15 protein-coding genes are annotated in these 21541 nt (G+C 68.8%); 7 read left to right on the forward strand and 8 right to left on the reverse strand.

The annotated features are described in order from the left end of the window. Positions 1 to 2: 2 nt before the first annotated feature. From HDA44_RS17790 to HDA44_RS17805, 4 genes are all read left to right on the forward strand, one after another. Complete coding sequence (locus HDA44_RS17790) at positions 3 to 5867, forward strand: RHS repeat domain-containing protein (RefSeq protein WP_184835826.1); 5865 nt, start codon at positions 3 to 5, stop codon at positions 5865 to 5867. Positions 5868 to 5915: 48 nt separating this feature from the next. After that, the gene (locus HDA44_RS17795) at positions 5916 to 6695 is read left to right on the forward strand and encodes an SDR family NAD(P)-dependent oxidoreductase (protein ID WP_184835827.1); all 780 of its coding nucleotides are present in this window, start codon (positions 5916 to 5918) and stop codon (positions 6693 to 6695) included. A gap of 77 nt (positions 6696 to 6772) precedes the next feature. Continuing rightward, positions 6773 to 7351, forward strand: coding sequence for an isochorismatase family protein (locus tag HDA44_RS17800; protein ID WP_184843801.1), 579 nt, complete (start codon positions 6773 to 6775; stop codon positions 7349 to 7351). A gap of 43 nt (positions 7352 to 7394) precedes the next feature. Next, on the forward strand, positions 7395 to 8363 hold the full coding sequence (locus HDA44_RS17805) for a hypothetical protein (RefSeq protein WP_184835829.1): 969 nt from the start codon (positions 7395 to 7397) through the stop codon (positions 8361 to 8363). A gap of 13 nt (positions 8364 to 8376) precedes the next feature. Here the strand turns inward: HDA44_RS17805 and HDA44_RS17810 are convergent, their stop codons facing one another. The 3 genes from HDA44_RS17810 to HDA44_RS17820 form a co-directional block, all read right to left on the reverse strand. Then, positions 8377 to 9240, reverse strand: a complete 864-nt coding sequence (locus HDA44_RS17810) for a hypothetical protein (RefSeq protein ID WP_184835831.1) — start codon at positions 9238 to 9240, stop codon at positions 8377 to 8379. Beyond that, a complete protein-coding gene (locus HDA44_RS17815) occupies positions 9237 to 9857 on the reverse strand; it encodes an RNA polymerase sigma factor (RefSeq protein ID WP_184835833.1) in 621 nt (206 codons plus the stop codon). The genes HDA44_RS17810 and HDA44_RS17815 overlap by 4 nt, the downstream gene beginning before the upstream one ends. 108 nt (positions 9858 to 9965) lie before the next feature. After that, on the reverse strand, positions 9966 to 11840 hold the full coding sequence (locus HDA44_RS17820) for a bifunctional metallophosphatase/5'-nucleotidase (protein WP_184835835.1): 1875 nt from the start codon (positions 11838 to 11840) through the stop codon (positions 9966 to 9968). A 113-nt stretch (positions 11841 to 11953) separates the two neighbouring features. Here HDA44_RS17820 and HDA44_RS17825 point away from each other — a divergent pair, with 113 nt between their 5' ends. After that, positions 11954 to 12760 (forward strand): polysaccharide deacetylase family protein, encoded by an 807-nt coding sequence (locus tag HDA44_RS17825; protein WP_202887415.1) that lies wholly within the window; start codon positions 11954 to 11956, stop codon positions 12758 to 12760. Positions 12761 to 12764: 4 nt separating this feature from the next. On the opposite strand, the gene HDA44_RS17830 is transcribed toward HDA44_RS17825, so the two are convergent. After that, complete coding sequence (locus tag HDA44_RS17830) at positions 12765 to 13520, reverse strand: hypothetical protein (RefSeq protein ID WP_337906087.1); 756 nt, start codon at positions 13518 to 13520, stop codon at positions 12765 to 12767. Between the two features lie 96 nt (positions 13521 to 13616). Then, positions 13617 to 14822 (reverse strand): homogentisate 1,2-dioxygenase, encoded by a 1206-nt coding sequence (locus HDA44_RS17835; protein ID WP_184835837.1) that lies wholly within the window; start codon positions 14820 to 14822, stop codon positions 13617 to 13619. Between the two features lie 74 nt (positions 14823 to 14896). Between HDA44_RS17835 and HDA44_RS17840 the strand changes: the two genes are divergently transcribed. Both HDA44_RS17840 and fahA read left to right on the forward strand, forming a co-directional pair. Further along, the gene (locus HDA44_RS17840) at positions 14897 to 15757 is read left to right on the forward strand and encodes a hypothetical protein (protein WP_184835839.1); all 861 of its coding nucleotides are present in this window, start codon (positions 14897 to 14899) and stop codon (positions 15755 to 15757) included. Beyond that, on the forward strand, positions 15754 to 16959 hold the full coding sequence (gene fahA, locus HDA44_RS17845) for a fumarylacetoacetase (RefSeq protein WP_184835841.1): 1206 nt from the start codon (positions 15754 to 15756) through the stop codon (positions 16957 to 16959). The genes HDA44_RS17840 and fahA overlap by 4 nt, the downstream gene beginning before the upstream one ends. On the opposite strand, the gene HDA44_RS17850 is transcribed toward fahA, so the two are convergent. From HDA44_RS17850 to HDA44_RS17860, 3 genes are all read right to left on the reverse strand, one after another. Next, positions 16952 to 18337: a lanthionine synthetase C family protein gene (locus HDA44_RS17850; RefSeq protein WP_184835843.1), complete on the reverse strand. Its 1386-nt coding sequence runs from the start codon at positions 18335 to 18337 to the stop codon at positions 16952 to 16954. The genes fahA and HDA44_RS17850 overlap by 8 nt on opposite strands. Next, positions 18337 to 21111, reverse strand: a complete 2775-nt coding sequence (locus HDA44_RS17855; RefSeq protein ID WP_184835845.1) for a thiopeptide-type bacteriocin biosynthesis protein — start codon at positions 21109 to 21111, stop codon at positions 18337 to 18339. Before HDA44_RS17855 ends, HDA44_RS17850 begins: the two co-directional genes overlap by 1 nt. Positions 21112 to 21259: 148 nt before the next feature. Beyond that, entirely contained in the window at positions 21260 to 21433 is a 174-nt protein-coding gene (locus tag HDA44_RS17860) for a hypothetical protein (RefSeq protein ID WP_184835848.1), read from the reverse strand. Positions 21434 to 21541 lie beyond the last annotated feature (108 nt).

Genomic DNA, 21541 nt, shown 5'->3' on the forward strand with positions numbered 1-21541 from the left:
CGATGCGGATTCGCAGCGGTCACAAACGTCGCACGGTCGGAGCCGGTCTCGTCGCCGTCTCGATGATCCTGTCCATCCTCGTCCACACGTCGGCCCCGGCCTTCGCCGGCTTCGAGCGCAACCCACAGGCGTACTCGTCGACCCCTGTCGAGGCCGTCGCCGGCGCTGATTCGGCCTTCCGGGACGCGGCAGCGAACTGGTCCGGACGGCCCGCCGACGCGGGTGGCGACGCCGACGACGGCGACTGGTCCGCCACCGACCTGGCGGCGGCCGGTTCCTGGGCGCAGGGCGGCTCGTCCGGAGCCTTCTCCTACACGTACGACCTGCGGCTGCCACCTGCCGCCGGACCGGTGCCCTCGGTCGGACTGGCCTACTCCTCCGCCGAGCACGACGGCCGCACGTCGGGCACCAACAACCAGGCGTCGGTGGTGGGCGACGGCTGGTCGTCCTCGCCCAGCTTCATCGAGCGGACGTACGTCGCCTGCACCGACGACAAGGGTGGCAATCAGGGCACCGCGGCGACCGGTGACCGCTGCTGGGACGATGACTCGCCGGCGCTGACGATCACGCTCGACGGCGTCAGTACGGCCCTCGTCCGTGACGACGGCACCGGGCAATGGAAGGCCGCCGACGATGTCGACTGGCGGATTCAGCACTCCGGTTCGCGGGCCACGGCGAGCGGCGCGAGTACGGAAACGTGGACCATCACGACCACCGACGGCACCAAGCACGTCTTCGGTTCCGCCGCCGCGTCCCGCTGGACGATGCCGGTGTTCGGCAACCACTCCGGCGAAGGCTGCTTCCGCTCCGGCGACTTCAAGGCGTCGCGGTGCGATCAGGCGTACCGCTGGATGCTCGACAGGTCCGTCGACGTGCACGGGAACTCCGCGCGGTACACCTATCAGACCGAGACCGGCCGGTACTCGGCCGCGGCCGACCTTGGCACGCAGGCGACGTACGTCCGCGACGGCTGGCTGAAAACCGTCGAGTACGGGCTGCGGACCGACGCGACCGCGGTCCGGACGGCCAAGGTGGAGTTCGCGATGGGCGATCGCTGCCTGGCCGACTGCCGCGAAGCGAACGGTGATCCGAAGCGGACGAAGTGGCCGGACACACCGTGGGACCTGGACTGCAAGGCGGGTACCAAGTGCGAGCAGTACTCGCCGGCGTTCTTCACCACCAAACGGTTGACCGGCGTGACCACGTACGTTGCGAACGGCAACGAGTACGCACCGGTCGACTCCTGGGCGCTCACGCACAAGTTCAAGGACTACGGCGACAAGGAGCAAGTCGTCCTCTGGCTGGCGTCGGTGCAGCACACCGGACGGGTCGGTGGCACGGCGGCGACACCGCCGATGGAGTTCGGCGGGACGTTCCTGCCCAACCGGGTCGACAACGGCGAGGCGTTCCCTGGGATCTGGCGGCCGCGGCTGACCTCGATCAAGAACGAGACCGGCGGCGTCACGACGATCAACTACACCGAACCGGACTGCAAGGCCGGGAGCCTGCCGGCCAGTCCGGCCCAGAACGACCGGCGCTGCTTTCCCGCCCGCTACGCGCCTGAAGGGCTGACCGAGCCCGTCGACGTCTACTTCCACAAGTACGTCGTCCGCTCGATCGCGGAGTCGGACGCGACCGGTGGCGGCGACACCGTCTGGAAGTTCTACGAGTACTCGACCACCGGCGGCGGCACGAAGGCACTGTGGGCGTGGAACGACGCCGAGTACGTGCCGAAGAAGAACCGGGACTGGAACCAGTGGCGCGGCTACGCGCAGGTCGTCACCCTGACCGGCGACCCGGCCGGTCCAGGACCGCGGTTGCGATCCCAGGCCCGGTACTACCGCGGGCTGGACGGCGACAGACTGCCGAACGGCCAGAAACGTTCGGTCGCGGTCACGGATTCGGCCGGCAACACCGCGCCGGATCATCGCGCCCTCGCCGGGGCCGAGTGGGAAACGGCTACCTACGACGACACGACCCTGATCGGCACCGAGACGACCTGGTACTGGACGTCGCGAACCGCGAAACGCGGCTACGACGGCGGATCGATCGAGGCCTGGCTGACCGGGGATCGGCGCACCGATACCCGGACGCTGCTGGCGGCCTCGACCTGGCGGACCGCGCGCACCGAGACCAGCTATGACGATCACGGCCGGGAGGTGCAGGTGGATCAGCACGGCGACATCGGCCGCGGCGGTGACGAAAGGTGTGTCCGAACGACGTACGCGGACAACACCGCTGCCTGGCTGCTGGAGTCCGTCTCGACGGTTGAATCGGTGTCGGCCGGCTGCGCGGCGACGGTGAATCGGCCCGCCGACCTGATCGGCGCCGTGCGGGCCTACTACGACGGCAGCACGTCGCTCGGCGCCGCGCCGGCCAAGGGACTGATGACCCGGTCGGACGCGCTGGAGAGCTGGGACGGCGGCCCGGTCTACAAGCCGATCGGATCGTCCAGCTTCGACGCGCTCGGTCGTCAGGTCACGGCGACCGATGCCCTCGGCAACAAGACCACGACCGCGTACACCCCCGCCGCCGGCGGGCCAGTCACTACGGTCGTCAGCACCAACGCCCTCGGGCACGCGACGACCACAAAACTGGCTCCCGCCTGGGGCACCGCGATCGAGACGGTGGACCCGAACGATCGGCGTACGGTCGCCAAGTACGACCCGTTCGGCCGCCGGACCGCTCTCTGGCTGCCCGGCCGGGATCCGGCCGCGGAGAGCGCGAGCCAGAAGTTCACGTACCAGATCTCACCCACCGCCCCGGCCACGGTCAAGACGGAACGGATGATTCACGACGGCTCGTACCTGACCAGCGTCACCCTGTACGACTCGCTGCTGCGCGAACGGCAGGTCCAGGCGCAGACGAACGGCGGCCGGCTTGTCTCGCAAACGGTGTACGACTCGTACGGGCGGGAGCGGTACACGTCCGGCCCGGTGTACAACAACGAATCCGGACCGGACAGCAAGCTCGTACGCATCAGCCGGACGAACGATTTGTCCCGCACCGAGCTCGGGTATGACGGCGCCGGGCGAGTCACGGACGAGGTGTTCGTCGTCAAGGACCAGGAAAAGTGGCGTACGTCGTACCGTTTCGGCGGCGATGCGACGAACTGGCGGACCACCGTGATCGCGCCGGAGGGCGGGACGAGCCGATCCACTCTCGACGACGCGCTGGGCCGGACGGTCGAACTTCGGCAGTACCACGATCGAAGCGCGACCGGCGGTTTCGACTCGACCAAGTACGCCTACGCCCCGAGCGGTCAGCTTCGGCAGGTCACCGATCCGGCGCTGAACAAGTGGACCTACGAGTACGACCTGCGCGGGCGGCGCACCGCGCTGCACGATCCGGACACCGGTACGTCGACGACCGCGTACAACCCGGGCGGGCAGGTCACGGCGACGACCAACGCGAACCGCGAGACCTTGACCTATCAGTACGACTCGTTGAGCAGACCAACCAAGATACTGAATGGCTCCACGGTACTCGTCGATCGCGGGTACGACACCGCCGAGTACGGCATCGGGATGCCGGCGACGGCTACCCGCTGGGTCGACGGTCAGGCGTGGACGACCGAGACCCGCAAGTACACGGCGGAAGGGCGGCCCAAGCAGGAGTACACCACGTTGCCGAGTGCCGCCGGGCCGTTGGCCGGTTCGTACTGGGAGGCGTACACGTACAACGAGGACGGTTCGTTGCACACGTACGGCGCGAAGGGCGCCGGCGGCCTGGCCGCGGAGGTGATGACGCAGTCCTACGATGCGATGGGCCGTCCCGGCCGGGTGACCGCCTGGGGCGACGACTTCGGCTTCGGCAAGGTCTATGTCGACGAAGCCACCTACTCGCCGTACGGGCAGCTGTTGCAACGCAAGCTCGGGGATCCCGTCGACGCCGCCGGCACCTCGGGACAGGTCTGGCAGACGTGGGTGTACGAAGAGGGCACCCGCCGGCTCGCGGAGTTCTACTTCGACAAGGACACCGCCGGTGAGTTCGACGGGACGAACTACGGGGTCGCGGCGTTGTCCTACCGGTACGACGCCGCGGGGAACGTTCTGTCCATCGCCGACGACCCGGTCCACACGTTGAAGGAGCTCGATCCGGAGTTGCAGTGCTTCCGCTACGACTCGCTGCAGCGGCTCACTGCCGCGTGGGCACAGGCGGGTGCGTCCGCTGCCTGCGCGACCGAACCGGCGACCGCGGTCGGTGGACCGGGTCCGTACGGGGCGACGTACCAATACGACGCCATCGGCAACCGGAAGGGCGAAACGCAATGGACTGCCAAGGGCCCGGTGACAAAGGTCTACTCGTACGACGGTCAGGACGGCGCAGGGCCGCATGAGCTGACCGGGGTGACCTCGACCGGTGGTGCATCGACCGCATTCAGGTACGACCAGGCTGGGTTCACCACGGGCATCGACCGCGGCGGCCAGGCCGACGTACTGAACTGGAACCCGGCCGGGCGGCTGGACACGATCAAGTCGAACGGCGGAACGTCGAAGTTCGTCGACGACGCGGACGGGCAACGCATCCTGCGCGCCGACCCCAACGGTGATCTGACCGCATGGGTCGCCGGGTACGAGCTGACGTACACCAAGGCGACCGGGAAGGTCGAGGCCACGCGCTACTACAAGCATGGCGCCGAGGTCGTCGGCGTCCGCAACGGCCGGGGCGACCTCCAGTGGCTGAGTGGCGATCATCATGGGACGAACCAATGGATCGTCAACGGGAACACGCTGACCGTGTCGGTGCGCCGGCGTGATCCGTTCGGGAACCCGCGCGGTCCGGTCCCGGCGAGCTGGCCGGACGACCGTGGCTTTGTCGGCGGGATCGAGAACGACGCGGTCCAGTTGACGACGGTCGGAGCCCGTGAGTACGACTCGGCGACCGGGCGGTTCGTCTCGGCTGACCCGTTGATGGATCTGACCGATCCACAACAGCTCAACGGGTACGCGTACGCGAACAACTCACCGGTGACGACGTCCGACGCGAGCGGGCTGAAGAGCGTCCGAGGGGGACCGAGGGCGCCGGCACCGGCGAAGCGGCCGAAGAAGCAGTCGAAGAGTGCCGGTGGGCAGCGCGGCGGCAAACAGCAGAACACGTCCGCGGTCGCCCGCCAGGGCAACAGCGGCCAGTCCCGGCGGGGGCCGAGCAACGAAGCCCAACCGCCAAGAGCCCCGAAGGGCATCCCCGACCGCCCCGAAAACCCCAAACAACCAGGCAACCGCATCACCAAGGCCGGCGGAGTCGGCGTGGGCGTCTCGATCCCCGACGACCGGGAGTTCTGGGCCTGGAGCGACGCGGTGTGGACCGCGAATCGAGCCGTATGTACCGCGTTGAGCTCGTCGGCGGCGTGTTTGCTCGGATCGACGGATGACCCACCAGGCGGCTACGGAGTGTGCGGCGGCGCGAGTGCGGCGGCCGTCGTGATGGTGGGCGCCAGCATGTGCGCGGTCTACACCAGGGACGACGGCATGGTGTTCTCCACCGCCACGCAGAAGGGGTTCAGCTCGAATGTCAGCGCCGGCATCAACGTCGGTCCGATGCTGACCGAGTCCAGCTCTGCCGACGCGATCGGCGGCACTGGCAAGGGCGGCAGTGTCGAGTCCGGCTTCTGGGACTTCCTCGGGCTCGGGAACACCGTGGTCGTCGCGGACGGGTCGGGCGACCTGACCATCAATCCGTATCTCAGCGCCGGCGTCGGCCTGCTTCCGGTCAGCTTCACAGGCTTCGAGGAATCCGCCCAGGCCTGGACCTTCGACGAGATCGGTGATTGGGGCATCCTCGACCCCTCCTGGCTGGGCACCGGCGGTTCCCCCCTGGGGATGACCTCCGGGCACCTGACCGCAAGCTTGCCCAAGGTTTGTTAGTCGGCTAAATTCTTTGTGTAGCCGACTAACAATATCAAGGGGCAGGTCATGGAGCTGGGGTTCAAGGACGTCGCGGTGCTGGTGACGGGCGCATCGTCGGGGATCGGGCGGGCGACCGCGATCGCGTACGGGCGCGAGGGCGCCCGGGTGGCGATCACCTACAACTCGCGGCAGGACGCGGCCGAGGCGGTGGTGAAGGAGATCGAGGCGGCCGGCGGCGAGGGGTACGCGGTGCCGATGGATCTCGGCGCGCCGGAGACGATCGCGGCCGCGGCCCGGTCGGTGATCGAGCACTGGGGTGGCCTGGACGTGGTGGTCGCGAACGCGGTCAGCTGGGGCACGCTCGGGTACGACGACCGGCCGGAGAAGATCGAGGACTCCAAGCCGGAGTGGTGGACCCAGATCCTGCGGGCGAATCTGGAGGGCAACTACCACCTGGTCCAGCAGGTCGCGCCGGCGCTGCGGCGCTCGGAGCAGGGCCGGCTGGTGCTGATCTCGACCGATCTCGCGGAGCGTGGCATGGCCGGCTCCTGGGCGTACGGCGCGGCCAAGGCCGGACTGCACGGCCTGGCCGCGAGCCTGCAGTGCGATCTGGGCGCGGACGGTGTCCTGGTCAATGTCGTACTGCCCGGCATCACGCTCGAGAACGGCGAGCACCGGGCGATCCCGCGACCGGCGCTGGACCAGATCGCCGCCAAGTTCGCCGCCCGGCACCTGCCGGAGACGACCGAGCTCGCCGACGCGATCCTGTTCCTGACCTCGCCGCGGACCAAGTCGGTCCAGGGCCAGTTGCTCCGCGTCAACGGGGGCGACCTGCTGCTCGGATGATCACAATGCGCGATTGCCGGGGCTGACGCCGGTACGGTGGCATCAGGGAGCAGCAACTCCGGATGAAGGGCGTCGCGATGGCTCGGGCACTGATCGTGGTGGATGTGCAGAACGACTTCTGCGAGGGCGGGAGCCTGGCCGTCGCCGGAGGGGCAGACGTCGCGTTCCGGATCGGTGAGTTGCTGCACCAGTGGCACGAGGCGGATCCGGACGAGCGCCAGTACGCGTATGTCGTGGCCACCCGGGACCATCACATCGACCCGGGTGACCACTTCTCCAAGGAGCCCGACTACGTGCACTCCTGGCCGCCGCATTGCGTCGCCGGTACGGACGGTGTCAGCTTCCACCCGAACCTGGATCCGCAGCCGTTCGACGCGATCTTCGACAAGGGCGAGTACGCGGCCGCGTACTCGGGCTTCGAAGGCAAGTCCCACGAAGGCGGTCACGCGCTCGCCGACTGGCTGCGCGGCAAGGGCGTCACGGACGTCGACGTCTGCGGGATCGCGACCGACTACTGCGTCCGCGCCACCGCCTTCGACGCCCACCAGGCCGGTTTCGGCACCACGGTCCTCACCCACCTGACCGCCGGCGTCGCCCCGGCCAGTACCGAACAAACCCTGGTCGACCTCCGCAACGCCGGCATCATGCTGCTCTGACCTCGCGACGCCCGATGACCGGTTGGGTCCCTACTCTGCTGAAATGAGCGAGCGGACCCGGGCGGGCGCCCTCCGGGTGGTGGTGTTCGGCGGGCTGGCGATCGGCGCCGTCGTCGCGCTGCCGGTCGCGATCGTCACGGCCGTGGTCGCGGACCAGAGGTGCACGCCGGACGAGGAATGCCTGTCGATCGTTGCCGGCCTTGGAGCCGGAGTGCTCGGCGGCGCCGTCGCCCTGGTGATCGCAACGATCCTGCTGGCCCTGCGGCTGCGGCTCGGGGTGATGATCGGCATCGGGCTCGCACTGGGATCGGTGCTGTTCCTCGGCGCCGCCCTGGCAGCCTTGTGGACCGAGCTGATGGAGCCGTTCGTGTTCCTGGCGGCGCTCGGCTTCGCGGTCGCCATGGTCGTGATCCGCGGCCGTCAGCCAACCGCTGACGGCAGGAGCTGGACCCGACCGTCACTCGGGGTGGTTCTGGTCGCAGTGGGTGTCGTGGCGCTCGGTGCACTTCCCACACTGCTCAAGCTCAACAGCGTGTCGTCAGAACAGAAACGGATCGAGGCCGTGATCGCGCGCCCACTGCTGAGCGATGAGCACTGGCCATTCGCCGTCCGCCCCCGGGACGCCGGCTTCGAGTACGACGTGCTGGAACCTGAGCCGGACGGCAGCAAGATCGCGCGCTTCACCGTCACGCTTCGCAACCTCCCGCCGGGACAGGCTCCGTGTGGCGGCTTCACCGACTGGAGTGGCGGCCCGGTCCGGGTCACCGGCTGTACGAAAGTCGGCCCGAACCTCTGGCGCGGGACCGACTCTCGTGGCGAGACCAGGTACTTCGTCCACGACGGCGACCGGCAGTGGGCGCACGTCCGGACCGAGCCGTCCGGCGGCGCGGACGCCCGGCGCGAGCGTGACGCCCGCGCCGGGCAGTTCGCCAGGTCCCTCCGGCCGCACTCCGCGTTCCCCTTGGCCGCGGACACGGCCGGCTGCCGATTCTGCGAGTGGCTCCCGCGCTGATCCCGCGTACTGGTCAGCGGGGGGCTGACACGAAGAGCACGGCGTGGTCGAGCTTGAGCAGGGTGCCTTCCCGGACGATCCAGTTCGCGGGAACCTCGTCGCGGGCATCGGTGTAGTTCGGCCTGACGTTCACCCGGTACTCGGCGCTCACCCCGCGGTCCGTGAGCAGCTTCTTCACCGCGCCGACCGTCATGCCCTGGTACTTCACGCCGGCCAGCGGTTCACCACGCGCGGCCAGGTCACCCGCGGAAGCCAGCTCCTCCCCCGGCTTGGCGGTACGGCCGATGTACAGGTCGGCCTGCCCCTTGTACGGCAGCGGGATGGTGAACTCCGGTACGCACGGCGACGTCATCGCCTGCAGACAGCCGGCCGGCTCGAAGGTGGTCTTGATCCAGTCCGAGCCCTCGCTGAACCCCGCCGCGGGGCTGGTCCCGACCACCGACGGAGAGACCGGCAACAGCCGGAGCTTGATGTTGAGTCCGTGCGCCTCGAACTCTTTGTTGAAGCGCGCCGAGTCCGCCTCCGGGTCGAGGATCTTCACCTTCATCACGTTGCCCTCGGTGACGAAGGACAGTGCCGGGCCGAGCGCCTCCTGCTTCGTACCGCCCGGCCGCTCGATCAGGGTGACGGCCGCACCGGCGACCAGGGCGCCGACGGCGAGCACCGGGACCAGCTTCCGGGCGAGCGGACGCCGGACGGCCGGGCGCCCGGCGCCGGCATTCGCGGTACCGACCACCCGGGTGGCCGGTCCGGCCGGCGAGTGGCCGATCCGGGTCCGCAGCTCCTCCCGGGACTCCGCGCTGACCGCGGCGGCCGGGTCGTCGTTCGCGATCGGGTCCAGGCGCCTGATCAGGTCGAGGTTTTCGGGCTTGCTCATCGGGTCTCTCCTCGGGCAGGCGCCGGCTGCTCGCCGGACACCGAACGGTTCCCATCGGGCTGGTACGGGTGGCTCATCAGACGATCGAGACGACGCCGGGCGCGGTGCAGGCGGACGGCCGCGGTGCTGCGGGTGCAGCCGATCGCGGCGGCCAGCTGGGTGGTGTCGAGACCTTCCCAGGCGACCAGCGACAGCAGCTCCCGGTCGGCGTCCGAGAGCTGACGGAAGACCTCCGAGGCGTGCCGCAGCTCCAGCGCGATCTCGGCCTCGGCCGGAACCGTGCGCAGGTCGTCACGGAGCCGGTCGGCCAGCCCGTGCCGGCGGACCTCACCGCGGCGGTGATTCGCGAGCACCCGCCTGGCGACGCCGTACAGCCAAGGCAGCGGCTGCTTGCCTGGCACCGCGTCCATCCGCCGCCAGGCGACGAGGAAGGTCTCGGCGACCAGATCGGCCGCGTCGGCGCGGATGTCGAGCCTCCGGACGAAGTACCGCAGTACGTCGTCGTGATGGCAGCGGAACAGGGTGTCGAACCCGTTCGGTCCGGGATCCGGCGGCCCACCAACCACACGTGCCGCCTCCCCCGACCCCAGTCCGGGTGTCGTCTGTATGAGCGTCATACCCCGTATCTGTCCGGCGGGCGGGACCGATTACAGGCATTATCCAGACTTTCTGCCCATACGGTCCCGCCCGGCGACAGCATTCGGTAGCCGAGCCCTGACGTGGGGTTACTTCGTGACGGTGATCGGCGCGCCGTTCGAGGTGAGCGACCAGTCGACGGTGTGGAAGGTCTTCGGGTCGACCGTGCCGGTGGCGGTGACGTAGTCGATCATCAACTGGCGGATCTCCACCTGGCGGTTGTAGACGACCGGAGCGGTCTTGACGTGCGGGAAGTTGCCGCCGCCGGACTGCCGGTAGTTGTTGACCGCGACCACGAACTGCTGGTCCGCGGTCACCGCGACCCCGGCGTACGCGAGGTCCGTGATCCGTGCGCCGCCCGGCTTGGCGATGTCGATCTTGTACGTCAGCGGCTTGGCCAGCCCGCCGAGGATGTCGTAGTTGTAGTCGGGCGTACCGTTCGGCGCGGTCGCGGTCGGAGCGTTCGTGACCTGGGCGGACGGGAACGGTCCGGTGCCGGTGACCTGCTTGAAGTACAGCGCGGAGAACTCCAGGTACTCCTTGATCTGCGCGCCGGTCATGGTGACCGCGAGCAGGGTGTTGTCGAAGACGTACAGGCCCGCGACGTCACGCACCGACACGTCGCCGGCCGGGATCGCCGCGTCGCGGTTGAACGGTGCCGCGATCGCGAGTACCGGAAGGGCAGCCTGCGGCGTACCGGCGAGGATTTTCGCGACCGCGTCGGCCTGGACGAAGTTCACGAAGTCCAGCGCGGCGGTGTCCTCCCACGGCGCGGTCGCCGCGGACATCGCCTCGGTGCAGTTGCCGATCTTCGAGTTGACGTACTCGACGACCTTGTCGTGGTCCTTCTGCAGCAGCGCGACCACCTCCGGGTCGGCGGCGACGGTGTTCGCGTTCAGCACCTGGCTGTGCCGGCCGACGACCTTCCACCGGCCACGGTCCTTCCGCAGGTCCAGGTCGATCAGCGACAGCCGCATGCCCCACTTGAGCGGCTCGGTCAGGACGACCTGCTCGCCGGTGAGCTTGTTCGTGACCAGGCGCTCCGGGATCTCCAGGTGCGCGTGGCCGACCAGTACGGCGTCGATGCCCGGAACCGTCTCGGCCATCAGGGCGGCCGCGTTCTCCGGGTACGGCAGCGCGTCGCCGTACGACGAGGACAGGTCCATCCCCGAGTGCACCGACACCACGACCACGTCGGCGCCGGCCTTGCGAACCCGCGGCACCCAGACCTTCGCCTGCTCGACGATGCCGCCGAACTTCAGCTTGTTCTCGACGTTCGCCTTGTCCCAGATCGCGATCCCGGGGTTGGTGATGCCGAGGATGCCGACCGTGATCGGCTTCTCGCCGGGCACGTGCACCCGCTTCAGCACGTACGGCGGGAACGCGGGCAGCCCGGTGGTCCAGTCCTGGGCGTTCGCACCGAGCAGCGGGAACCGCAGCTGCCGCTGGAACTTCCGCAGGATGTCCATCCCGTAGTTGAACTCGTGGTTGCCGAGCGCGGCCGCGTCGTACCCGATCCGGTTCATCGCCGCCGCCATCGGGTGCGTGTGACCACCGGTGATGGGCTCGATCTTGGCGTAGTAGTACGCCAGCGGGGTGCCCTGGATGGTGTCGCCGGCGTCCAGCATCAGCGGGCGCGGCGCGCGCCGGTCGGCGGCGATCCGGTCCCGGACCGCGGTGACCAGGGTGGAGATCTTCGCCAGGCCGATGTCGTTGTGCGCGGCGTCGTCGTACTCGGCGTTCTTGAAGTAGTCCCAGTTGAAGACGTTGCCGTGCAGGTCGGTGGTACCCATCACGGTCAGCCGGACGGTCTTGCCCGGCCCGTGCCCCGAACCTTGCCCCGAACCTTGCGCGGTCTCGCCGGCGTCCGCCGGGACGGCCGTGAACCCGGCCGCGGCCAGCGCGGACGCGCCGCCGATCAGGGTCCGTCTGGTCATCGTCGTCCGCTCACCACTGTTCGTCATCAGGCGCCTCACTCGTCTGCTCGCCGGGATCTCCGGCACGAAAGCACACGATACGGCCGACGTACCCCAACCCGGTTTCGCCCGGCGCTCGCGTACACGAGAAGATGCCCTCCATGACCAAGCCGCCCGGCAAAGTGCTGCCGTTGGTCGCCGCTCTGCTCTGCGGTGCCGTCCTCGCCCAAGCCGCCACTCCGGATGCCGGCTCCGCTCCGGCCGCGTCGCCCGCGGTCCGGATGTCCGCCGGGCCGAGTACGCCCGTCGGTTCGAAACGTGGTGAGCCGTCGTCGAGCAAACCGGTCGTGCCGTCAGTACCGCCGGTGCCGCCGCCGGGGCGACCGGCGGTGCACAAGCCGGGGCCGGGTGATGACTGGAATCTGACCGGGCACGGGAAGGTGCTGTACCTGACCTTCGACGACGGACCGCAGCACGTGTGGACGCCGCGGGTGCTGGCGGTGCTGCGCAAGCACAACGCGCACGCGACGTTCTTCGTCCTCGGCATTCAGGTCGCGCAGTTCCCGGAGCTGGTCACCGCCGAGCGGGCGGCCGGCCACCGGGTCGGCAATCACACCTTCGATCACAAGACGCTGACTCTGCTGCCGGAGGCGAAGATCCGGCAGGAGATCGCCGGCGGCGTACGGTCCAAGTGCCTGCGTCCGCCGACCGGCGCGACGAACGCCAAGATCCAGGCGATCGCGGCCGCGTACCACCAGCGTCAGGTGCTCTGGGACGTCGACACCAGGGACTGGGAGAAGCCCGGCGCGGCGCGGGTCGAGCACGCGATCCTGGCCGGTGCGCGGCCGGGCGCGATCATCCTGATGCACGACGGCGGCGGCGACCGGTCCCAGACCGTCGCCGCGCTGGACCGGGCGCTGACGAAGCTCAGCAAGCAGGGCTACACGTACCGCGCGCTGCCCTGCTGAGCTTCTAGCGGACCACTCCGGCAGTGCCGCCGGAGAAGTGCTTGAGTGCCTCGTCGATGACGTGTACCGGCTGGTCGAGTGCCTTGACCAGGAACATGCCGGTCGGCCGGAGCAGCGGGTTCGGCTTGACCACGGAGCGTACGGACGGCTGATCCAGGCCGCGGACCCCCGCGGTCGTGGCGCCGACGCCCCGGGCCAGCGCGATGTCGAGCGTGTACTGCCCGAGGAGCTTCTGCTGCCGGAAACCGCGGACCGTGTTCCAGGGCAGTACGACCGGGTACGCGGCGCCGTCGCACGCCAGCTCGAGGCCCTTCACGGAGATCCGCATCGCGACCGGCGGCAGTTCGTTCGCGTCGTACCAGTGCGTGCGCCGCTTCTGGATGCGGAACACCATCCAGGTGCTGAGCAGCAGCGGGCTCATCGCCAGGATCAGCAACAGCGCGTACGGCAACATGACCGCGCCGTCGAACGCGAACATCGCGTACAGAGCGGCCGCGACGCCGACGACGCCGAGTACGAGGGTGATGAAGGCGCCGCGCCGCTCGACCGTACGCACCACCTCGCGGCGGCGCAGCACCGTGTCCCGGTCGACCCCGACCACGAACGGCTTGTCCGGCCCGTGCGACGAGACCTGCCCGTGCGACGAGACCTGCTCGTGTGACGGGACCTGGTCGTGCGGCAGGACCTGCTCAGGCGGCAGGGCGTGCTCAACCGGCGGCGCCTGCTCGGTCACCTGGGGCGTGGTCCCGTCCTCAGTCACCGGAGAAGAATCGCACAGGGAGCGTGTCTCCCGCTCCCCCAGCCGAGCGCCGCCCGATCATCCGGCCAGCCATCCGTCAGTCAGCCGGTCGGCCGGTCAGCTCCGGCGGCGGCCCGCCCAGGTCCAGGCGTACACGCCGTCGTCGACCGCGCGGCCGCCCTCGCCGAGCTCGAGTGGGCGGAACGTGTCGACCATCACCGCGAGTTCCTCGAAGCGTTCGGCGCCCAGCGATGCCTCGATCGCGGCCGGCTGCGGGCCGTGCGCGTACCCGCCGGGGTGCAGCGAGATCGACCCGAGCCCGATCCCGGAACCCTTCCGCGCCTCGTAGTCGCCGCCGCAGTAGAACATCACCTCGTCGGAGTCGACGTTCGAGTGGTAGTACGGCACCGGTACGGACAGCGGGTGGTAGTCGACCTTGCGTGGCACGAAGTTGCAGACCACGAAGTTGTTCCCCTCGAACACCTGATGTACTGGCGGCGGCTGGTGCACGCGCCCGGTGATCGGCTCGAAGTCGCTGACGTTGAACGTGTACGGGTACAGGCACCCGTCCCACCCGACGACGTCGAACGGATGCGTCGCGTACGTCATCCGCGAGCCGACGATCCCGCCGGCGCCGTTGCCGCGATGCTTGACCAGGACCTCGACGTCGGTGCCCTCGACCACGAGCGGCTCACTCGTCGGGTGCAGATCCCGCTCGCAGTACGGCGAGTGCTCAAGGAACTGCCCGTACCTCGACAGATAGCGCTTCGGCGGCGCGATGTGCGAGTTGGCTTCGATGCAGTACGCGCTGACGCCGCCAGGTCCGGGCAGCCAGCGGTGCGTGGTCGCGCGCGGGATGATCACGTAGTCGCCCTGGATCGCGTTCAGGACGCCGAACACCGTCTCGACGGTCGCGCTGCCCTTCTCGACGTACACGCACTCGTCGCCGATCGCGTTCCGGTAGTACGGCGACGGCTGCTCGGCGACCGCGTACGAGATCCGGACGTCACCGTTGCCGAGCACCAGCCTCCGGTCCTCCACCGCGTTCGCCTTGGAGGTGTCGGCGAACAAGTCGTGCAGCTTCAGATGCCGCGGGGTGAGTGGGTGATTGGCGACAGTGGCCAGGTCAGGCAGGTCCCAGACCTGGGAGTCGACGATCGCGGACGGTACACCGGCGTGGTACAGCAGGGACGAGTCCGAGGAGAACCCCTCTTCGCCCATCAACTCCTCGTAGTACAGCCCCGATCCTTGGCCACCGTCCGGTTTCCGGAACTGGGTGTGCCGCTTGGGTGGAACTTCCCCGACCTGCCGGTAGAACGCCATCTGTCCCGCTCCCGAGTGTTCGCTATTCGAACGCTTGCGTCCGCTTACCGAAAGCATCCGTTAGGCTCTTGGTCATGTCAACCGTCCCTGCCCTGTTCCGGCACCTGGTCGACGACGCGTCGATGTTCCCGCCGGGCGACCTGCCACTGGCTGAAGCGGTCACCGCCCACCGGGCCCACCTGCGGTCGGCGTACGCCGAGCTGGTCGGTCCGCTCGTCTGCACCGACCAGGATCTGATGAAGGTCGCCGAGCACGCCCGCGCCGAATCCGGCGCCGGCGCATTGCGGGTGTCCGTGGTGATCTCCGGTGGCGCCGGCGGGATCGAGCCCGCGGTGCGCTGGGGTGACCGTTCCAAGGACGTCGAGGTGACCGCGGTCGAGGTCCGGCTGCGCGACGAGGACGACCTGTCCCGGAACGCGCTGCGGGTCGTCCGGGTCTGCGACGACTGCCTCGACGAGGAGATGGCGTACGTGGAGCTCGGCCTGGACGGCGCCTGGGAACGCGCGCTGGACGTGGTCGCCGACGCCGGGTACGCCGCGAAACTCCGCACCGGCGGGCTCGACGCGGCGCTCTTCCCTTCGAGCGATCAGGTCGCGTCCTTCATCACCGCCTGCCTCGACCGCGAAGTCGCGTTCAAATGCACGGCCGGCCTGCACAACGCCGTACGCCACACCGCCGCCGGCACCGGCTTCGAGCACCACGGTTTCCTCAACGTACTGCTGGCGACCCGCGCCTCGCTCGACGGCGGCGCCCACGATGAGCTGGTCGAGCTCTTGGACAGTCGCGACGGTGCGAAGCTCGCCGCGCGGGCGCGTGCGCTTTCCGACGACCAGGCCGCGGGCACCCGCCGGTGGTTCACGTCCTTCGGCTCCTGCAGCATCGAGGAACCACGGCACGACCTGGTCACACTGCAGCTGATGGAGGACGCCCGATGAGCTGGATCGACATCCCGGACGGCTCGCCGTTCGGGCCGGAGAATCTGCCCCTGGGCGTGTTCCGGTACGGCGACGAGGAGCCACGGGTCGGTGCCGCGATCGGCGATCAGGTGATCGATCTCGCGCCGGTCGCGTCGGCGCAGATGCTGGACGGCGCGCAGTTGTTCGCCGAGCCGACGCTGAACGCGTTCCTCGCCCTCGGCCGCCCGGCCTGGAGTGCCACGCGGGAGTGGCTGCTCGACCTCGTCCGCAACGAGAACGACCGCGACACGGTCGAGCCGCATCTGATCCCGCAGTCCGCGGTCAGCATGCAGCTGCCGTTCGAGGTCGCCGACTACGTCGACTTCTATGCCTCCGAACAGCACGCGACCAACCTCGGCCGCCTCTTCCGCCCGGACTCCGAACCACTGCTGCCGAACTGGAAGCACCTCCCGGTCGGCTACCACGGTCGCGCCGGCACGATCGTTGCCAGCGGCACCGACATTGTCCGCCCGTCCGGTCAGCGCAAACCACCGGACGCGAGCGCCCCGGTCTTCGGTCCGTCCCAGCGACTCGACATCGAGGTCGAGCTGGGTTACGTCGTCGGTACGCCGTCCACGCTCGGCGCACCGGTCTCCGTGGACGCCTTCGAGGACCATGTGTACGGGGTGGTGGTCGTCAACGACTGGTCCGCCCGCGACCTGCAGGCCTGGGAGTACGTACCACTGGGCCCGTTCCTGGGTAAGTCCTTCGCGACGTCGATCTCGCCGTGGGTGATCTCGCTGGACGCACTCGCCGCCGCCGCCGTTCCACTTCCGGTACAGGACCCGGCCGTGCTTCCGTACCTGAACGGATCTCGGCTCATGAACTTCGACATCACGTTCGAGGTGTACTTGAACGGGCACCTCGTCAGCACGCCGCCGTACAAGGACATCTATTGGTCGCCTGCGCAGATGCTTGCACACATGACCGTCAATGGCGCGAGTGTCCGTACCGGTGATTTGTTTGCCTCCGGCACCGTCAGTGGAGCGGCGAAGGATCAGCGCGGCTCGTTCATCGAGCTCAGCTGGGGTGGTCGCGAGCCATTGGTTGTCGATGGCAAGGAACATACGTTCCTCGAGGATGGTGACGTGGTCACGATCGCGGCCTGGGCGAACGTTGGCGACGGATCGCGGCTGGGCCTCGGCGAGGTGACCGGACGGATCACGCCGGCGGTCAGCTGAGCAGGAGGGCCGAGTCCCAGTCGGTACGGGGTGGGCGGGCGTAGGCACTCAGCGCAAGCGCGATGCCGGCTGCGCCTTCCATCAGGCCGGGGAGGTCTAGGTGCAGGTCGGCGACCGGCTGGTAGTAGCGGTAACCGAACGGGAGCGCCGGGTCGAAGCGTTCGATCAGCCGGTCGGCCAGGCGGTCCGCGGCCGGCCCGAACTCCTGGCCGGGGTGGCTGCGGTCGAAGAGGACGCAGAGGTAGAGCATGCCGGCCCAGCCGTGGCAGAACGCGTCGTCGGTGATGCCCCAGTCGTCTATCGGCCGGGCCAGGAGCGAGCGGAAGGCGTCGAGTCCGGCGGCGGTCCAGTCCGGGCGGTTCAGCGCGTCCGCCGCGAAGTCCAGGGCGCGGGCGATGCCGGGTGCGCCGTAGCACCAGGAAGCGCGGGCCGGTTGTGGTCGCGGGCGGCGGTCGCGGTTCGCGTACCCGTCGAGTGGCACGAAGCCGGTCCAGTAGTTGCCGTACGCATCCGATTCGCGGCGATCGAGCAACCAGTCGGCCATGGTGGTGATCGCTTCGGCCTGGCCGTCCACGCGGATACCGGCCGACCAGGAAAGGGCGAGGAGGGCGAGCGGGCCGGGGATTCCGTGCGCCAGGCCGAAGTTGGCCTGACCGCGTTCGAACCCAGGGCCGACGATGGTCTTCTCGGTACCGTCGAACCACCAGCCGGGGACCTCGATGCCGTCGATTTTCAAGGGTTCTCGAAGGGAGGACAGGCAGGTGAGGACTTCCTCGAGTACGTCGTGCCGCTCGCGGGCGAGCAGGTAACGGCCGACACCGGCCAGTCCGCTGACGACGTCGACCACGCCGGCGCAGGTTGGTACTTGCGCCTGGCGGGTGGCTTGATGGACGCTCACCAGCCAGCGTGCGTGCTCGCTCATCCGGTCGTCGAGCCTGGTCAGAATGCTCGCGTAATCGCCTGGTTCCCGCGCCGCGATCCGCGTCGCCGTAGCCAACGCGCCAAGTCCTTCCAGCGCCCCCGCCACCGGCAACGCCGCCGACTCCGCGACGGTCCGGCTCAAGTACTCGTGCGCGACCTCCCGCTCCCCCAACTCCGCAAACAAGATCGCCAACGCCCCCGGCCCCCGCGACAAGGTCGTCACATCCCAAGGCGGACACTTCAGGTCCGCGATGTCGATCACGTCACCGTTGGCAGTAGTAGCCGCAACCACCGAGTCCAAATCCCGCAACCGCCCAGCAACCTCCCCAACCACCTCACCCACCCGCGTGGCCCGAGCAGCCGCCAACCCACCCACCTCCACCATCCGCCCAGCCCGAGCAGCCGCCACCCCACCCTCCTCCACCACCTCCGCCGGAAGTGCGTCCACCGGCTTCATCACATGTGCCTTTGTCTGTCGAGCCGGCGCTTCAGGGCGGCTCTCGCCAGTCCGTAGGCTCGTCTTTCGAGTGTTCTGTCCGTACCAAGTAGGCGATTGTTGTGTAGATGCAGCACGCTCATCACCGCCGGCATGCTCACCCCGGCGTACCGCTCGACCGCCGCCCTCCGTTGCCCCCAGCAATCAAACGCCTGGAAATCACCTTGTAACTTGACGAAATCAGCCCGTTCCTTCGGCGAGACAGCGTTAGCCAACTCGATCGCGTACGTCTCCAGGAACCACTGCTCCAACTCACCGAACCCAGCCAGCAGATCCAACTGATTCAACGCCGCCAACCACTCAACCGGCATCGCGAGCTTCCGGCCGGCCCGCAAGCTCAACTGCTCCAGCACCGCCCGACTGTCCGCGCAAAACACGTCCTCCGCGGCCGCCATCACCTCCGCGCCGCCGTACCGCGCCACCTCCGGCTCGTACTCGTCAAGCACCACCGTCCGAATCCGCCCAGCCTCCACCAGCTCGGCCGCCCAAGCGTTCAGCACGGCCGGATCACCATGCCGGAACCGTATCCGCAGATGCGCGTCCGGGTCGCGGTATCGCAGGAAGAACCAACGATCAACCCCCATCCGCGCCACCAACTCCCGAACCGCGCCGGCCAGCAACGCGTCCTGCAGATCCGCCGCCAGGTAGATCTTCGCTGATAACCACTCACCGCCGGGAAGGTAACGCGACGGGCGCTCATCGGCCGTACGCCACGACGGGTTGGCGCCCACCTCAGGCCGTTCCGCGACCGACACCAACGGCACCACGAGTTCGTTGGCATGACCAGCAGTCACCCCGTACGCGTTGAGCGTCTCGCTCACCACCGACGATGGTTCTTTGCGCAGCTGGTCGCGCAACAATCGGCGGTGCAGCGGCACCCGCAGATCCAGGTCGAGGTGATGGTCGAACATGCCGACGCGGATCACGTCCGGTACGGCCAAACGTTCGCGCCATCGGTCCAGCGCGGCATCCCACTCGGCCTGGTCGCGGACAGTCGCCAGCTCGGGATCCGTACGCCACAACGCGGGCGCGAGGATGCTGCGGCCGGAGCGTACGCGCGGGAGCCGCGGCATGACCTCCAGCCGGCCCCACTGCCACGGCGTCCAGAACCGGCGCCCGGCCAGACCGACCGCGGCGAGGAAGCGGGCCACGTTCGGGGCGCCGGTGACGACGTTGAGCATGTTCGGGCGTACGACGGCGAGCTCCCGGCCGAGCCGCTTCGAGAACAGGTACAGCCGCTCACCGGTGGTCCCGACGCAGACGTCGCGGACGTCCACGACGGTCGGGTCGTCCGGGTCGGCGAAGGTGCCGATAGCAAGGGTGTGCGGGAGTACTTGCGGCTCCCGAAGCACGTTGCCGAAGCGCGGCTCGTACGGCGCGAACTTCAACTGCACGGGCAGCGGACCTGGTACGTCGTACAGCTCGCCCAACGCATCCTCAACGCCCAGCAGGCCGGCGAACCGGCCGATCATCGCACCGGCCGCGATCGAACCACTGGTTGCCGCTAGCAAGAACTCGCCGCGCTCCAGCGCCTCCGGTGACTCACCCAGCACCTGAGCACACAAGTCGAGCGAATCCGGCACCCGATCACCCGCGTCGCGCGACCCACCGTGCGCATCGCCCGATCCACCGCCTTGCGCGCCCCTCCCCACGACCAGCTTTTCGACCAATTCATCGTCCAGGACGAGCTCAGGAGTGCCTGCGTTTTCGGCAAGAGCAGCTGCTAGAGCCTGGTCTCGGGCTGCCGAGCAGGTGTTGCTGGGGATCTCCGAACCACCGCGTTCACCCAGCGGAATCCGGTACCCAGCAGGCGGCCCCAGCCCCACCTGCGGGTCCAGCAGATCAAGCACCGGAACCACCCGATCGGTGCCGTACCGATCAAGGAACGCCCGGTGGTAACTCGCCAGCGCCGGCAACCCGTCGCCCGGTGGAGACAGCCGCCACAGCAACGAACCGACCCGCGCGGCTTCATCGGCAACCGCCTGCGGCAGCCGCACGTCAGCATCCACCCGCAGGTCAACCTGCACCACCGCACCATCACCAACATCCGCATACTCGCCGAGGAGGATCTCCCGGGTGATCAGCTGACCAAGTAGTTTGTCGGCATCGGTCGGAGTGGCATCCGGGGTTGCCGCCAACAGGCGGGCGCGGAGGACCTCGTACGCGATCGGCCGCCGAGCCGCCGTGCGGATGAACTGGACTGCTTCCGAGTTCGCCAGCGACAGTTCGCGGCCAGGCTCGTCCTCGGTGAGCTTCCGGAGATACGGCAACACCAGCCGATCCCCGCGTACGACAGCAAGGCTGTTCGCAACCACTCGCTCAGGCAACTGCCCGCGACGTTCCGCGTGCAGCCAACCCTCGTCCGGCAACACCTGTCGCGTGTGCGCCGACCCGATCCGTACCTTCGCCGAACTGCTCAAACTGTCGAAGGTGACCGGCGCGACTCCGGCCAGCAGGCCGAACGGGGTCGGGCGGCCGGTCATCCGCAGCAGGTAGCGGGTGGTCGCGAGGACCGCGCGTTCCAGCTTGGCGCGGTCCAGGTCCGCGCCGGCCAGAATCCGTTGCAGAGAAGCCGCGAGGGACGAGCTGGACAGTTCGATTGCCTCAAGCAACGATGCGTCGGCCAGTACCTCGCGCAAGTAGGCACTGAGCTCGGTGGCGGTCGCGGTGGCGGGGTCGGGTGCGGTCCGGGTCGGTGCCGCGGCGGCGGCGGGAGCGGCCGCCAGCCGCAGCACCCCGAAGGCGCCCGGCCGAAACTCGTCCGACGGTGCACCGGCCGCATTCGCAACTGGTGCAGCGGTTCGGGTCCCGGTTGATGCACCAGCCGCACTCCCAGCTGGCGTTGCTGCTGGTGTCACGGGCGCCTTACCGGTCAGCCGGCCGTCAGCAGCACGGGACGCACGCGGCCATGCCGACCGCGTACGTGTTCACCGTGGTCGGTGTCAGACCGCTGCGCTCGTCGACGTCGCGGGCGTCCTCCGGCCGGGCCGGCCGGTGCAGGGCCGGGTCCGACGCGGGGATGACGTCGAGGTCCAGCTCGAATGCTGTCAGGCTCATGGTGATGACCCTTCGCTCGTTATCGGTAGTCGGGCGACTACCTACCGCGATAATCAACCACGACCGCCGGAAGTTTTTCAACAGCATCGGCAGTTGATGTTGTATTTC

It is taken from the genome of Kribbella solani (assembly GCF_014205295.1).
Classification (GTDB): Bacteria; Actinomycetota; Actinomycetes; order Propionibacteriales; family Kribbellaceae; genus Kribbella; species Kribbella solani.

Bases quoted from the DNA above. Each gene is read 5' to 3' on its own strand.
- HDA44_RS17790 (WP_184835826.1), top strand. From the start codon at position 3: ATGCGGATTCGCAGCGGTCACAAACGTCGCACGGTCGGAGCCGGTCTC.
- HDA44_RS17795 (WP_184835827.1), top strand. From the start codon at position 5,916: ATGGAGCTGGGGTTCAAGGACGTCGCGGTGCTGGTGACGGGCGCATCG.
- HDA44_RS17800 (WP_184843801.1), top strand. From the start codon at position 6,773: ATGGCTCGGGCACTGATCGTGGTGGATGTGCAGAACGACTTCTGCGAG.
- HDA44_RS17805 (WP_184835829.1), top strand. From the start codon at position 7,395: ATGAGCGAGCGGACCCGGGCGGGCGCCCTCCGGGTGGTGGTGTTCGGC.
- HDA44_RS17810 (WP_184835831.1), bottom strand. From the start codon at position 9,240: ATGAGCAAGCCCGAAAACCTCGACCTGATCAGGCGCCTGGACCCGATC.
- HDA44_RS17815 (WP_184835833.1), bottom strand. From the start codon at position 9,857: ATGACGCTCATACAGACGACACCCGGACTGGGGTCGGGGGAGGCGGCA.
- HDA44_RS17820 (WP_184835835.1), bottom strand. From the start codon at position 11,840: ATGACGAACAGTGGTGAGCGGACGACGATGACCAGACGGACCCTGATC.
- HDA44_RS17825 (WP_202887415.1), top strand. From the start codon at position 11,954: ATGACCAAGCCGCCCGGCAAAGTGCTGCCGTTGGTCGCCGCTCTGCTC.
- HDA44_RS17835 (WP_184835837.1), bottom strand. From the start codon at position 14,822: ATGGCGTTCTACCGGCAGGTCGGGGAAGTTCCACCCAAGCGGCACACC.
- HDA44_RS17840 (WP_184835839.1), top strand. From the start codon at position 14,897: ATGTCAACCGTCCCTGCCCTGTTCCGGCACCTGGTCGACGACGCGTCG.
- fahA (WP_184835841.1), top strand. From the start codon at position 15,754: ATGAGCTGGATCGACATCCCGGACGGCTCGCCGTTCGGGCCGGAGAAT.
- HDA44_RS17850 (WP_184835843.1), bottom strand. From the start codon at position 18,337: ATGAAGCCGGTGGACGCACTTCCGGCGGAGGTGGTGGAGGAGGGTGGG.
- HDA44_RS17860 (WP_184835848.1), bottom strand. From the start codon at position 21,433: ATGAGCCTGACAGCATTCGAGCTGGACCTCGACGTCATCCCCGCGTCG.